The 14,675-nt window shown below is 59.7% G+C and carries 11 protein-coding genes; 8 read left to right on the top strand and 3 right to left on the bottom strand.

Translation table 11 applies throughout. From position 1 onward, the window contains the following. Positions 1-83: 83 nt before the first annotated feature. The 4 genes from xylA to FW800_RS18590 all read left to right on the top strand — a co-directional run bounded on the left by xylA (position 84) and on the right by FW800_RS18590 (position 5,180). Positions 84-1,400, top strand: coding sequence for a xylose isomerase (gene xylA / locus FW800_RS18605; protein ID WP_446438197.1), 1,317 nt, complete (start codon positions 84-86; stop codon positions 1,398-1,400). An 88-nt stretch (positions 1,401-1,488) separates the two neighbouring features. After that, complete coding sequence (xylF, locus tag FW800_RS18600) at positions 1,489-2,490, top strand: D-xylose ABC transporter substrate-binding protein (protein WP_223018777.1); 1,002 nt, start codon at positions 1,489-1,491, stop codon at positions 2,488-2,490. Then, positions 2,487-4,043 carry a D-xylose ABC transporter ATP-binding protein gene (gene xylG / locus FW800_RS18595; RefSeq protein ID WP_248131584.1) on the top strand — a complete coding sequence of 519 codons (1,557 nt, stop codon included), beginning with the start codon at positions 2,487-2,489 and terminating at the stop codon, positions 4,041-4,043. Before xylF ends, xylG begins: the two co-directional genes overlap by 4 nt. Next, complete coding sequence (locus tag FW800_RS18590; RefSeq protein WP_032876554.1) at positions 4,044-5,180, top strand: sugar ABC transporter permease; 1,137 nt, start codon at positions 4,044-4,046, stop codon at positions 5,178-5,180. Between the two features lie 75 nt (positions 5,181-5,255). Here FW800_RS18590 and FW800_RS18585 read toward each other — a convergent pair whose 3' ends face one another. Further along, positions 5,256-7,748, bottom strand: a complete 2,493-nt coding sequence (locus tag FW800_RS18585; RefSeq protein WP_446438196.1) for a hypothetical protein — start codon at positions 7,746-7,748, stop codon at positions 5,256-5,258. 437 nt (positions 7,749-8,185) lie between these two features. Between FW800_RS18585 and FW800_RS18580 the strand changes: the two genes are divergently transcribed. Genes FW800_RS18580 through FW800_RS18570 form a run of 3 tightly spaced genes read left to right on the top strand, consistent with a single transcriptional unit; the run spans position 8,186 to position 10,906 of the window. Then, entirely contained in the window at positions 8,186-9,133 is a 948-nt protein-coding gene (locus FW800_RS18580; protein WP_228309713.1) for an ornithine cyclodeaminase family protein, read from the top strand. Positions 9,134-9,146: 13 nt separating this feature from the next. Further along, entirely contained in the window at positions 9,147-10,280 is a 1,134-nt protein-coding gene (locus FW800_RS18575) for an NAD(P)/FAD-dependent oxidoreductase (RefSeq protein WP_446438195.1), read from the top strand. Further along, positions 10,280-10,906 (top strand): helix-turn-helix transcriptional regulator, encoded by a 627-nt coding sequence (locus FW800_RS18570; RefSeq protein ID WP_005787407.1) that lies wholly within the window; start codon positions 10,280-10,282, stop codon positions 10,904-10,906. Before FW800_RS18575 ends, FW800_RS18570 begins: the two co-directional genes overlap by 1 nt. Positions 10,907-10,979: 73 nt before the next feature. On the opposite strand, the gene FW800_RS18565 is transcribed toward FW800_RS18570, so the two are convergent. Together FW800_RS18565 and FW800_RS18560 are read right to left on the bottom strand one after the other, a co-directional pair. Beyond that, positions 10,980-11,756, bottom strand: coding sequence for an ABC transporter substrate-binding protein (locus FW800_RS18565; protein WP_032876562.1), 777 nt, complete (start codon positions 11,754-11,756; stop codon positions 10,980-10,982). Positions 11,757-12,001: 245 nt separating this feature from the next. After that, positions 12,002-13,501 (bottom strand): CoA-acylating methylmalonate-semialdehyde dehydrogenase, encoded by a 1,500-nt coding sequence (locus FW800_RS18560; protein ID WP_446438194.1) that lies wholly within the window; start codon positions 13,499-13,501, stop codon positions 12,002-12,004. A gap of 109 nt (positions 13,502-13,610) precedes the next feature. Between FW800_RS18560 and FW800_RS18555 the strand changes: the two genes are divergently transcribed. Beyond that, positions 13,611-14,552, top strand: a complete 942-nt coding sequence (locus FW800_RS18555) for a LysR family transcriptional regulator (protein WP_032876567.1) — start codon at positions 13,611-13,613, stop codon at positions 14,550-14,552. Positions 14,553-14,675: the final 123 nt, after the last annotated feature.

The raw sequence follows: 14,675 nt of genomic DNA, 5'->3' as shown, positions 1-14,675 counted from the left end.
TACACCTTGGTGATTTTCATAATCAGCGGCCAGGGCGCCGTTGCTAGTATCCAGACACCGCCCAGAACAATAAGGAAACCGCCATGCCGTACTTCCCCGGTGTCGAGAAGGTTCGCTTCGAAGGCCCTGCCAGCGCATCCCCCCTCGCCTTTCGCCATTACGACGCCAACAAACTGATCCTCGGCAAACCCATGCGCGAACACCTGCGCATGGCCGCCTGTTACTGGCATACCTTTGTGTGGCCGGGAGCGGATATGTTTGGCATGGGTACGTTCAAACGCCCATGGCAGCGCAATGGCGATCCGATGGAGGTGGCAATCGGCAAAGCGGAGGCGGCCTTTGAGTTTTTCTCCAAATTGGGCATCGACTACTACAGCTTTCACGACACCGACGTAGCGCCGGAAGGCAGTTCGCTCAAGGAGTACCACAACCATTTCGCACAGATGGTCGATCACCTGGAGCGCCATCAGGAACAGACCGGCATCAAGCTGCTGTGGGGCACCGCCAATTGCTTCAGCAACCCGCGCTTTGCCGCCGGGGCCGCGAGTAATCCAGACCCGGAAGTGTTCGCCTTCGCCGCCGCGCAGGTGTTCAGTGCGATGAATGCCACGCTGCGTCTCAAGGGTGCCAACTACGTGCTATGGGGCGGCCGTGAAGGTTATGAAACCCTGCTCAACACCGACCTCAAGCGTGAGCGAGAGCAGCTCGGCCGGTTTATGCGCATGGTGGTGGAGCACAAGCACAAGATCGGCTTTACGGGTGACCTGTTGATCGAGCCCAAACCCCAGGAGCCGACCAAGCACCAATACGACTACGACAGTGCCACGGTGTTCGGCTTCCTGCATGAGTACGGCCTGGAGAACGAAATCAAGGTGAACATCGAGGCCAACCACGCGACGCTGGCCGGGCACAGTTTTCATCATGAAATTGCCACGGCCGTGTCCCTCGGGATCTTCGGCAGCATCGACGCCAACCGCGGCGACCCGCAGAACGGCTGGGACACCGACCAGTTCCCCAACAGCGTCGAAGAAATGACCCTGGCCACCTATGAAATCCTCAAGGCCGGAGGCTTCAAGAACGGTGGCTACAATTTCGATTCCAAGGTGCGCCGCCAAAGCCTGGACGAGGTGGACCTGTTCCACGGGCATGTGGCAGCCATGGATGTGCTGGCGCTGGCCCTGGAACGTGCGGCGGCGATGGTGCAGAACGACACGTTGCAGCAATTCAAGGACCAGCGTTACGCCGGGTGGCAGCAGCCATTGGGCCAGGCGGTGCTGGCGGGTGAGTTCAGCCTGGAATCATTGGCTGAACATGCGTTTGCCCACGAACTGAATCCGCAGGCCGTGAGTGGTCGACAGGAGATGCTTGAGGGGGTTGTGAATCGGTTTATCTACACCTGAGTGTCCTGTGGCGAGGGAGCAAGCTTTCTCGCCACAATGAGAGTCTTCACCTAGTGTCTTTCCAACAACAATAAAAGGACGCACCACCATGAAGTCATTCACACGCACCCTGCTCGCCACTGCCCTGGCCCTGCTCGCCTTGCCGGTGATGGCCGATCCGGCCCATCCGAAAATCGGGTTTTCCATCGATGACTTGCGCCTGGAGCGGTGGTCTCGCGACCGCGATTACTTCGTCGCCGCCGCGGAAAAACTTGATGCCAAGGTCTTCGTGCAGTCCGCTGATGCCAACGAGCAAAAGCAAATCTCGCAAATCGAAAACCTGATCTCCCGTGGCGTCGATGTGATCGTGATCGTGCCGTTCAACGCCACGGTGCTGACCAACGCCGTAGCCGAAGCCAAGAAGGCCGGGATCAAAGTGGTGTCATACGACCGCCTGATCCTCAACGCAGACATCGACGCGTACATCTCGTTTGATAACGAAAAAGTCGGTGAGATGCAGGCCAACGGCGTGCTGCAAGCGGCGCCCAAGGGCAATTACTTCCTGCTCGGCGGCGCACCGACGGACAACAACGCCAAGGTGCTGCGCGAAGGCCAGATGAAGGTGCTGCAACCGGCTATCGACAAGGGCGACATCAAGATTGTCGGCCAGCAGTGGGTCAAGGAGTGGAACCCTACCGAAGCCTTGAGCATTGTCGAAAACGCCCTGACCCGTAATGACAACAAGATCGATGCCATCGTTGCCTCCAACGACGCCACCGCCGGCGGCGCGATCCAGGCCCTGGCCGCACAGAAGCTGGCGGGCAAGGTGCCGATCTCCGGCCAGGACGCTGACCTTGCGGCAATCAAGCGCGTGATCGACGGCACCCAGACCATGACCGTCTACAAGCCGCTCAAGCTGATCGCCACCGAAGCCGCCAAGCTCTCGGTGCAACTGGCGCGCAGCGAAAAGCCGACCTACAGCTCGCAGTACGACAACGGCAGCAAGAAAGTCGACACCATCCTGCTCACCCCAACGCCGCTGACCAAAGCCAATATCGACGTACTGGAGAAGGATGGGTTCTACACCAAAGAGCAGATCGGCGGGCAATGACCGCCATGGCCGCCGACTACCTGCTGCAAATGAACGGCATCGTCAAAAGCTTTGGCGGTGTCAACGCCCTCAATGGCATCGATATCAAGGTACGCCCGGGAGAATGCGTCGGGCTGTGCGGTGAGAACGGTGCCGGTAAATCCACCTTGATGAAGGTGCTGTCGGCGGTCTACCCCTACGGCACCTGGGAGGGCGAAATCCTCTGGGACGGGCAGCCGCTCAAGGCCCAGTCCATTCGCGAAACCGAGGCCGCCGGCATCGTCATCATTCACCAGGAACTGACCCTGGTGCCCGACCTGTCGGTAGCCGAAAACATCTTCATGGGCCACGAGCTGACCCTGCCCGGCGGGCGCATGAACTACCCGGCGATGCTGCAACGGGCCGAAGCCTTGATGCGCGAACTCAAGGTGCCGGACATGAACGTGGCGCTGCCAGTGTCGCAGTACGGCGGCGGCTACCAGCAACTGGTGGAAATCGCCAAGGCCCTCAACAAGCAAGCGCGCCTGTTGATCCTTGACGAGCCGTCCTCAGCCCTGACCCGCTCGGAAATCGAAGTGCTGCTGGACATCATCCAGGGCCTCAAGGCCAAGGGCGTGGCCTGCGTGTATATCTCGCACAAGCTCGATGAAGTGGCGGCGGTGTGCGACACCATCGCAGTGATCCGCGACGGCAAGCACATCGCGACCACCGCCATGGCGGACATGGACATTGCACAGATCATCACCCAAATGGTCGGCCGCGAAATGAGCAACCTCTACCCCACCGAGCCCCATGCAGTGGGCGAGGTGATTTTTGAAGCGCGCAACGTCACCTGCTACGACGTCGACAACCCCAAGCGCAAGCGCGTCGACGATATTTCGTTTGTGCTCAAGCGCGGCGAAATCCTCGGCATTGCAGGGCTTGTGGGCGCCGGGCGCACCGAACTGGTGTCGGCACTGTTCGGCGCCTACCCCGGCCGCTACAGCGCGCAGGTGTGGCTGGACGGCCAAATCGTCGATACGCGCACGCCGCTCAAATCGATCCGCGCCGGGTTGTGCATGGTGCCCGAAGACCGCAAGCGCCAAGGCATCATTCCCGACCTGGGCGTCGGCCATAACATCACCCTGGCTGTGCTCGACACCTATGCGCACCTGAGCCGCATCGACGCTGAGGCCGAACTGGGCAGCATCGACCAGCAAATCGCACGTATGCACCTCAAGACCGCCAGCCCGTTGCTGCCGATCACCAGCCTGTCCGGCGGCAATCAGCAAAAGGCCGTGCTCGCGAAAATGCTGATGGCCAAGCCCAAGGTGCTGATCCTCGACGAACCCACACGCGGGGTAGATGTGGGCGCCAAGTATGAGATCTACAAACTGATGGGCGCGCTGGCGGCCGAAGGTGTGTCGATCATCATGGTTTCCTCGGAGCTGGCCGAAGTGCTCGGCGTGTCCAACCGCGTGCTGGTAATCGGCGACGGCCAACTGCGCGGTGACTTCATCAACGAGGGGCTTACCCAGGAACAGGTGCTCGCCGCTGCGCTCAGCCAACACCCTAATAATCGGAAGACCGCGTAGATGAATCAGGTCAAACAGCTTTTCACCCGCTACAAAATGCTCGCCCTGGTGATCGCGGTGGCGTTCATCTGGCTGTTTTTCAGTTGGCAGACCGAGGGCGGCTTCGTCACGCCGCGCAACTTGTCCAACCTGCTGCGGCAGATGTCGATCACCGGCATATTGGCGTGCGGTATGGTGCTGGTGATTATCAGCGGCGAGATTGATTTGTCGGTGGGTTCGTTGCTCGGACTGTTGGGCGGGCTGGCGGCGATTCTGGACGTGGTCTATCACGTACCGCTGCTGGCCAACCTCAGCCTGGTGGCGCTGTGCGGGTTGATGATCGGCCTGGCCAACGGTTACATGACCGCCTATCTGCGCATCCCCTCGTTTATCGTCGGCCTGGGCGGGATGCTGGCGTTTCGCGGGATTTTGCTGGGGATTACCGGCGGCACCACCATTGCACCGGTGTCGCCGTCGCTGGTGTATGTGGGCCAGGGGTATTTGCCCCACACCGTCGGTATCGGGCTCGGGGTGTTGCTGTTTGCCCTGACGGTATTCCTCACCTGGAAACAACGGCGCAACCGCGCGCTGCATGGTTTGGCCGCGCACTCGCCGGTGCGTGATGGATTGCGCGTGGTGCTGATCGGTGCGGTGCTCGCCGGGTTTGTCACCACGCTGAACCGCTACGACGGCATTCCGGTACCGGTGCTGTTGTTACTGGTGCTGCTCGGCGTTTTCAGCTACGTCACTCGCCAGACCGTGTTCGGCCGCCGCGTCTATGCGGTGGGCAGCAATATGGAAGCCACGCGCCTGTCGGGCATCAATGTGCAAGCGGTGAAACTGTGGATCTTCGGCATCATGGGCGTGATGTGCGCCCTCGCCGGTCTGGTCAACACCGCCCGCCTCGCCGCCGGGTCACCGTCGGCGGGCAACATGGGCGAACTCGACGCCATCGCCGCATGTTTTATTGGCGGCACCTCGATGCGCGGTGGCTCGGGCACGGTGTATGGCGCGTTGCTCGGAGCATTGGTGATTACCAGCCTGGATAACGGCATGTCGATGCTCGACGTGGACAGTTACTGGCAGATGATCGTCAAGGGCAGCATTTTGGTAGTGGCGGTGTGGGTGGATGTGAGTACGCGGGCAGGACGGCGCTGATTCGCCAGTCCCTCAAAACGGCGGCGTGGCGCACATAGTCATGCCGCCATCCAGCCGACTGAGGGGCTCAGGCAATCAGTAAATGATCTTCCCATCAAATAGATTGTAAACATGCTTCGGTATTTTGGAGGGCGAAGCGAGGTACACAAACAACTTTTGGCCCTGCTCTTTGAAAGCCAGCACCTGCAAAACCTTTCCAGCACCTATGGCAACATGGTCCTTCAAAAAGTCCGTCGACATATTCATTTTCGGCACTGACTCATCAAATACATACACCACCTGCTGGGTGGCATGGGTTCGCTGCTTCGCCGCGCCTTTGGCCCATCCTTCCCATTCGGCAGAATTACGCACCGTCGCCGAAGCAGATTGTACCCCCGGGTCCTGGAACACTTTCCCAACACCATCTTTAAGCCTTTTCGCGCCTTCATCCGTAACAAAAGCCGAGCGATAAGCTTTGCCTTCATAAGGGTTCAATTGATTGAACTCGCCGAGAAACGCTTCAAGCTCAGGCGTGGTCTTACCCGCTCTCAGTGGTCCGTTGACAAAGTCGGAATCCGCGTGAGTGTAGGTTTCAATCCATTCGAACTCACCCGCATTACTCTCGCCCATAAGTGTAACCAGCGTCTTTGTAAACTGCTCTACCTCGTGTTCCTTGACGGGGAGCGCCATGTCGGCATGTTGTTGAGCAACGGCGTCCAACGTTTCCCGTGCCTGTCTGTATTTACGGGAAAAATATTCTTTCAGCCCCCCACCCGGGACGCCCATTCTTGTCCACACTCCCGCCTCATCCGGCTTGGCGGCAATGCCGCTATATGCCAATTTTGAGGGGTCTTGCGCGTCGGGTACTCGCAACTTGTAATGTTCACCATCTGCCACATCGGGTTTGTCAGCAACAAAATACTTCTTGCCCCTGAACTCCACCTCGCGCATTCCCGCAAAGGTTGGCGCTGGGGTGGACGGCGTAGTGGCCGGAGCATTTGATATTCGCGTCAGTTCAACTTCGTTAGGCTGCGCTGCAGGGTGCCATTGGTAACGATCATTGGCGCTGGCGTTAAACGGTATGAGTGGCGGCTCCTGCGCCTCTGGCCCGACTGGCGACAGCTCGTGCGCCAGCTGCAAAGCTGAAATGGCCGCTGCGGCATTGCCTGCCACGCGATCATTAGCCGTCATGCCATAAATGGAGTCGTGCACTCCGAAAACGATCTGGCCCAGATTGCCAACGACGGGCGCATAACCAAAGGTACTGCCCCATACTTCTTTTATTGCCTTCCATCGTTGCTGCGAGGCGCCAAATACCTGTGTCTGGTCATTCCACACCGCATTATTGGCATTTAACCCTTGGTACGCTGCGGCAATACCGGAGCTGAGGCTACCGTGCTTCAAAAAATAATCACTGCCTCGCGACTTCGTATAATTGAATGTTTCCCACACCGGCACAGCCTTGTCTTTGACTATGTTTTGACGCCCCGGATAGGTAGCAAGATTGCCCGCAATGTAATGATCAAGTACCTCGCCAGCTTTGGGCCAATGCGCGTCTTTACCGCCTTGTCTGTCGCTGGCATTGAATCGAGTGACGATGTGATCGCGATTTTCTTTGGCCCACTCGGAAAACCCTCTATCGCCCGATATTTCACTGGCCTTGCCGCTCTTCAAATCAATCATCAACCCCTTATTGGGTCGATGCTCGACATTCCCATCAAAGGGCAAGTCAGGAATAAAGGCATAGCCTGCCAATGGGTAACCATAGAGATTGGGAATAATGACTTGGCCGTTACAATATAACGTTCGATAGATCGCCTCTTGTGTTTCAACGCTTGACTGTTCGAAGCCAGTCTTATCGTTTAACAGGCTTTGCAAGGTGCCGCGCAGCACATAGACATCCGCTTTGCCCGAGCGCTCGGCCAATGGCCCTGACTCATCGCTCATTGGCTTGGCTACCTCAGCTTCCCAATGGCCCTGGAGTCGCGCTCCCAACGCCTCCAGATCACTGATCCTGCTGCGGTCTTGTGGCTCGATGTGGGTTGTTCGGAAATTGACCAGGCCACCTTCCGATGTCCGGTCGTGCTTTAGCGCGCCAGCTGCTATTTCCCAAGCAAAGTAGGTGCGTGTGTCCGTGTTGGTTTTTACCTCCGGCGTCCATTTCCCTACGTAAGTGTTGAATGTCACGCTGATTTTTTCATGGGGGTCGTACCCAGCGGCCAACAATCCGGCGCTAAAGTAACCTGCAGGTTCCAGGAACTGACGAGTCTGTTGGAACCGGATATTGCGCTCACCTTCGTTCCCCCGTTCTATGCTATCGATCAGCGCGGTAACCCGGAGGGCATACGCATCGATACACTGCAGCTGTTCTTCCAGGGTATTGCGCAAAGAGCCCGTGAAAGGTCCATGGATGATCGTATTGTAAAGCGCCTCTTGGGACAGAGGTCGGGCCAGAATGCTCGATGTTTCGCTGAGAGGGTCAGCTGTATTGTTGCTGGGGAAATCCAGTGCGCCCGTGATCTCTGAATACGAGGGATCACCGGGCAAATAGCAATCGGGGCTCAGTGAAGAAAAATCATCCAAGAACATTGATGAGGTACCTTTTTCAGACAATTGCGATTACCCCACCTGACTGCATCATAGGGGGCAGGCTGCGCTGGTGGAGTTTGCGTACACAGATCGCGCCCCCCTCGTAACTACATCAGCCGTCAGATGAGTCGCACCTCCAAGCGAATAGGTTCCTCCAATAAGCGTGGCACGTGTTACATGCCGTTTTCGCTATTGCTCACTGTCGATATTGCACATTGGTTAGTGGCGCCTTTGGGCGCGCCATGGTTAAAACTGTGGGAGGGGGCTTGCTCCCGATGAGGGAGTGTCAGAAGCACATCTGTGACTGACCCGCCGCCATCGGGGGCAAGTCGAATCGTCGCACCGCCCCTCCCACATTGATCTGATTTTTTCCATGGGTTATTGCGAACGCAAACTAAAAGTCCATAATGGACAAATAAGTTTATTCAGAGGCGTCCATGTCCAATCCCCCCCTCATCATCGACCAGGCCCAGGCCCGTACCTTGCTGGCTCAAATCGACGTGCCCGCTATCCTGCGCAAGCTGTTTCGCGAGCTCGCCGCCGGGCAGGCGGTGCAGCCGGCGCAGCAGTGGGTGGAGTTTCCCCAAGGCGCGGGAGATTTCATCAATTACCTGGGAGTGCTGGCAGAAGATGGCGTGTATGGCGTCAAGACCTCGCCCTACATCGTGCGTGAACAGGGCCCGCTGGTGACGGCGTGGACCCTGCTGATGTCGATGCACAGCGGCCAGCCGCTGCTGTTGTGCGATGCCGCTGAATTGACCACCGCACGCACGGCCGCCACCACCGCATTGGCAGTCGACGCGCTGGCGCCGCTGTCGGCGCAGCGCCTGGCGATTATCGGCAGCGGCAAGGTCGCCCAGGCACACCTGCGCTATGTGCAAAACCTGCGTGACTGGCAGCACATCCGCCTGTATTCCCCAAGCCTTGGCAGTGCCAGCGCCGAAACGCGAGCGCAACTCAACGCGCTGGACCCGCGCCTGAGCCTCGCCGCCAGCTGCGATGCCGCGCTGCAAGATGCCGATGTGATTCTGCTCTGCACCTCATCGGCAGGCCCAGTGATCGACCCGATGCGCCTGAGCAAGCCCGCGTTGATCACCTCCATCAGCACCAACGCACCGCGTGCCCACGAAGTGCCTCCCGTGTGCCTCGAACAGATGCAGGTGTACTGCGATTATCGCCAGACCACCCCGGATGCGGCGGGCGACATGCTGATTGCCAGCGAACAGCACGGCTGGGATAAACGTGCGGTGCTCGGCGACCTGCCCGAACTGCTCAGCGATATGGCGCAGCGCCCGGACCCTCAGCGCCATGTGTTTTTCCGCTCTATCGGCCTGGGCCTGGAAGATATTGCATTGGCCAATGCCCTGTACCAACGCCAGCGCTAATCGGGAGATTCACATGCATCACGCAGACTTCATCATCATCGGCGGCGGCATTGCCGGCGCGTCCACCGGCTTCTGGTTGTCGCAGCACGCCAAGGTGCTGGTGCTGGAGCGCGAAAACCATCCGGCTTATCACTCCACGGGGCGCTCGGCGGCGCTCTACACCGCTGCATACGGCACCCCGCAAGTGCGCGCGCTGACCCTGGCCAGCCGGGCGTTTTTCGACCAGCCGCCAGCAGGTTTCTGCGAACACCCACTGCTCACTCCGCGGGGCGAAATGACCGTCGATTTCACCGGCGACCCGACCGAACTCGACAGTCAATACCTGAGCGCCAAAGCCACCGTGGCACAGGTACAACGCTTGAGCGCCGACGAGGCCTGTAAACGCTTGCCGATCCTGCGCCGGGAAAAAGTCCACGGCGCAATCTATGACCCAACGGCGTGCGACATCGATACCGACGCCCTGCACCAGGGCTACCTGCGCGGCATCCGTCGCAACAATGGCCAAGTGCGCACCGACAGCCATGTGCTGGGCTTGAGCCGCGACATCGACGGCCTGTGGCACGTGCGTACCCAGGATGGGACCTTCACCGCGCCGGTCATCATCAATGCTGCCGGCGCCTGGGCCGACCATATCGGCGGCCTGGCAGGCGCGGCCTCCATCGGTTTGCAACCCAAACGTCGCTCCGCATTTATCTTCGCCGGCCCGGACGGCGTCGATGCCCATGACTGGCCGATGCTGGTGGCCCTTGACGAAGCCTTCTACATGAAGCCCGACGCGGGCATGTTCCTCGGCTCGCCCGCCAATGCCGACCCGGTCCAGGCCCAGGACGTGCAACCCGAAGAGCTGGATATCGCCATGGGCATCTACCAGATCGAGGAAGCCACCACCCTGACCATCCGCCGCCCGACGCGCACCTGGGCCGGCCTGCGCAGTTTTGTGGCCGATGGGGATTTGCTCAGCGGTTTTGACCCACAGGTACCGGGGCTGTTCTGGGTGGCGGCACAGGGCGGTTACGGCATCCAGACCTCACCGGCCATGGGCCAGGCCAGCGCTGCACTGGTGCGCGGCGAGCCGCTGCCCGAGCACCTCGCACAGTTCGGGCTGGACGCTGGTATGCTCTCCCCCGTCCGCCTGGAGCCCCTTTGATGAACACCGCTGAACACGACAACGTCATGCAGAACTTTCGTGCGATTGCCGATGCGATCGCCACGCTGTTCTTTCCCCATGCGGAGGTGGTCCTGCATGACCTGCGCACGCAAACCGTCGACTACATCGCCAACAATCTGTCCAAACGCAGCCTGGGTGACGACTCGTCGCTGGAGGACATGCTCGACGGTGACGTCAGCGAAGTGAATATCGGGCCTTATGAAAAGCTCAACTGGGACGGCCAGAAAATCCGCAGCCTGAGCACCGTGCTGCACGACCACAACGGTCGCCGGCTGGCCGTGCTGTGCATCAACCTGAATATCTCACTGCTGGAAAACGCTAAGGCCGCGCTGGATCTGTTCCTGTCGCCGAGCAAGCTGATCGCCCAGCCGGACGCGCTGTTTCGCGATGATTGGCAGGAGCGCATCAACACCTTTCTGCATGGCTGGCTGCGTGAGCGTCAGTTGAGCCTGAACCTGCTGACCCGCGACCACAAACGTGAACTGGTGTTGGCGTTACACGCCGAAGGCGCGTTCAAGGGCAAGAGCGCGTCCAACTATGTCGCCAACGTACTGGGCATGGGGCGGGCGACGGTCTACAAGCATTTGAAGGAACTCAAGGGTTGAGCCCTTTCTGAAGACAGCGCCGCCCCCCTGTGGGAGCTCGACAGCTCCCACATTGACCGCGCATTTCCCTGTGTCAGTCGCCGTAGATATCAGCCTTGAAGTACTGCTGTGAAATCTTCTGGTATTCACCGCTGGCACGAATGCCGTCGATGGCCGCATTCAATTCGCTGACCAACTCGCCATTGCCCTTGCGCACCGCAATCCCCGCACCCTCGCCCACGTATTTCGGATCCTTGAGTTCCGGCCCCACAAACGCGTAACCCTGGCCGCGTGGCATCGAGAGGAAGTCACTCAAGGGGATGGTGTCGGCAAAAATCGCGTCCAGGCGCCCTGCGGCCAGGTCCATGTAGATTTCTTCGTTATTGCTGTAGCGCTTGACGTTGATGCCCTTGGGTTCGAACACCTCGGTGGCATAACGGTCGGTGGTGGTGGCGCGCTGTACGCCGACGTTCTTGCCCTTGAGGCTGGCGTACTGGTCATCCACCACCGCGCCGTCCTTCATCACCAGGCGTGAGGAGGTGAAGTAGTATTTGTGGGTGAAATCCACCGACTTCTTGCGGTCCTCGTTGATGGTCATGGACGACAGCGCCAGGTCGATTTTCTTGACCTTGAGGGACGGGATCAAACCATCGAACTCACCTTCAACCCACACGCACTTGACCTTCATTTGCGCGCACAGGGCGTTGCCGATGTCGTAGTCGAAGCCGACGATCTTGCCGTCGCCGGTCTTGGACGCAAACGGTGGGTAAGCGGCCTCGATGCCGATGCGAAGGGTTTTCTCGGCGGCCAGCAGGTGGCTGGCAGCGAACAGACTCAGGGCCAGGGCGGGAATAAGGTGGCGTTTCTTCATGAGCGGGTTCTCGCGGGTTGTTGTTAGTTTGGCAAGAGTGAAGAAAAACGGACAGCAGCTGTTTTGTACTTATAATTCCATACTGGACTTTTATGCTCATCGCGTCAATTCAGAACAAACGCGTACGAAATGTGGGAGGGGGCTTGCTCCCGATAGTGGTGTTTCAGTCACATAGAGACTGACTGACACTCTGCTATCGGGAGCAAGCCCCCTCCCACACTTGGACTTACAGTGCTCGTGAGACCTTACTTCGACACCGGCATCGCAAACTCCGCACCCTGTTCAATACTCTCCGACCAACGCTGCATGATCGACTTCTGCTTGGTGTAGAAACGCACCCCCTCGGTGCCGTAGGCATGCATGTCGCCAAACAGGCTCTTCTTCCAGCCGCCAAAACCATGCCAGGCCATCGGCACCGGGATCGGCACGTTGATGCCGACCATGCCCACTTCAATGCGCCGGGCGAATTCGCGGGCGATGTTGCCGTCGCGGGTGAAGCAGCTGACGCCGTTGCCAAACTCGTGGTCGTTGACCAGCTTCACCGCTTCGGCGAAATCGTTGACGCGCACGCAGGCCAGCACCGGGCCGAAGATTTCTTCGCGGTAGATGCTCATGTCTCGGGTCACGTGGTCGAACAGCGTAGCGCCAAGCCAGAAGCCGTTTTCCAGGCCGGGTTCGGTTGGCACGTAGTCACGACCGTCGAGTAGCAATTGCGCGCCGGCCTGTACGCCCTGCTCGATATAGCCGCTGATGCGCTCCAGGGCGGCCCGCGAAACGATCGGGCCCATCTCGGCTTTCAAGTCGCGGCCGTCGGTAATGCGCAGCGTCTTGGCGCGCTCGCTCAAGGCAGCGATGACCTTATCCCCCACATCCCCCACCAGCACCGCCACCGAAATGGCCATGCAGCGCTCGCCGGCGCTACCGTAGGCAGCGCCCATCAGTGCATCGACCGTGCGCTCGATATCGGCGTCGGGCATCACCACCATGTGGTTTTTCGCCCCACCCAGGCCTTGTACGCGCTTGCCGTTGCGGGCGCCGCTCTCGTAGATGTACTGGGCAATCGGCGTAGAACCGACAAAGCTCACGGCCTTGACGTCCGGGTGTTCGATCAGCGCATCCACCGATTCCTTGTCGCCCTGCACCACGTTGAACACGCCTTTGGGCAAGCCCGCTTCACGCAGCAGCTCGGCCATGAACAACGAAGCGCTCGGGTCGGTGGGGCTTGGCTTGAGGATGAAGGTGTTGCCCGCCGCGATGGCGATCGGGTACATCCACATCGGCACCATCACCGGGAAGTTGAATGGCGTCACGCCGGCCACCACGCCCAGCGGCTGGCGCATGGTCCAGTTGTCCATGCCACGGGAGACCTGGTCGGAATGCTCGCCCTTGAGCAGGTTGGGAATGCCGCAGGCAAATTCGAGAATGTCGATGCCACGGTCGACTTCGCCCTGGGCGTCGGTGAAGACCTTGCCGTGCTCGGCGACAATGATGCGCGCCAAGTCATCCTTGCGCTCACGCAGCAGGTGCAGGTATTCAAACAACACGCGGGCGCGGCGGATCGGCGGGGTGTCGGCCCAGCCGGCGAATGCAGCCTGGGCGGCAGCGACGGCTTCGCCTACGGTCTGGCGGCTGGCCAGGGCCACGCGCGCGGTGACGTCACCGGTGGCCGGGTTGTAGACGTCCTGATAGCGATCATCGCGGCTCACGCGCTGGTCGTTGATGTAGTGCTCAATGGTCGTGGTCATGGCAATGGATCCCAGGTGGGTAGCGTTGGGACACACGATAGGCTTTTGATTTGTTCCAAACCAGAGCAGAATCCAGAACTTATTGTCCTTTTATGCGAACAATATAATCATGGAAAAGGCTGAGATCGAAGGGCTGTGGACCCATATCCACTGGCTGTCGGTGCTGGAAGAACAAGGCACCTACACCGCCGCCGCGGCACGGTTGGGGGTGAGCAAATCGGCGGTCAGCCAGCGCATCTCCGATCTGGAGAAAGCCACCGGTACGCGCCTGGTGACCCGCACCACCCGCAGCGTGCGATTGACCGAAGCCGGGCTGTCTTTGACCCGCGAAGTGCGCAGCGCCTATGCGCAGATTGCCCGCAGCTTCTCGTCGGTGCGCGACTCCGTCGGCGAAATTCGCGGCCTGGTGCGCCTGACCGCCCCCGTGGCGTTTGCCCGGCAACAACTGGTGCCGCACCTTTCCGGTTTTTTGCAGCAGTACCCGCAAGTGCGCATCCAGCTAGACGTGTCCGACGCCTTGAGCTCACTGGCGGCCGAAGGCTACGACCTGGCGGTGCGCCACGGTTTCCAGGTGCCGGAGACGCATGTGGCGTGGAAGCTGTGCGATACCACCTCAGTGCTGGTGGCGACCCAGGACTACCTGCAACGCCACGGTGAACCGCGAACCCCGGCAGACCTGGGCGCCCACAACTGCCTTTACTACCCACGGGGCAGCGACCAACCGGCCTGGACCTTCGAGCGCGGCAGCAAAAATATCGAGCGCACCACCGTGCCCATCGCCGGCAGCTTTTCAACCAACAACAGCGAGGCCTTGCGCGACGCGGCGCTCAATCACTTGGGCGTTGCCTTGCTGCCGGACTTCAGCGCCCATGCCGCCCTGGCCAGCGGCAAGCTGGTGCAGGTGTTGAAGGGCTGGACGCTCAAGGGCGCGTTTGCCGATGAAATTTATCTGATTCGGCCCTACTCGCCCCATGTGCCCAGGTCCGTGACGGTGCTGGTGGGGTATTTGAAGGAAAAACTGTCAGGCGGGTTTCAATTCACTGGCAGCTGATGAAGGCTCGCTCCTACAGAGGACAGTGACCCAATCCTGTTGAATTCTTGCCTGATCCTCTGAACTTGAAGTCGATTGCATAGATAGCTGTTGCGCTGTGGTCTAGAGTTCGACGATGGGCGA

This window comes from Pseudomonas sp. 910_23, from assembly GCF_052850795.1.
This window is presented reverse-complemented; position numbering and strand designations above follow the sequence as displayed.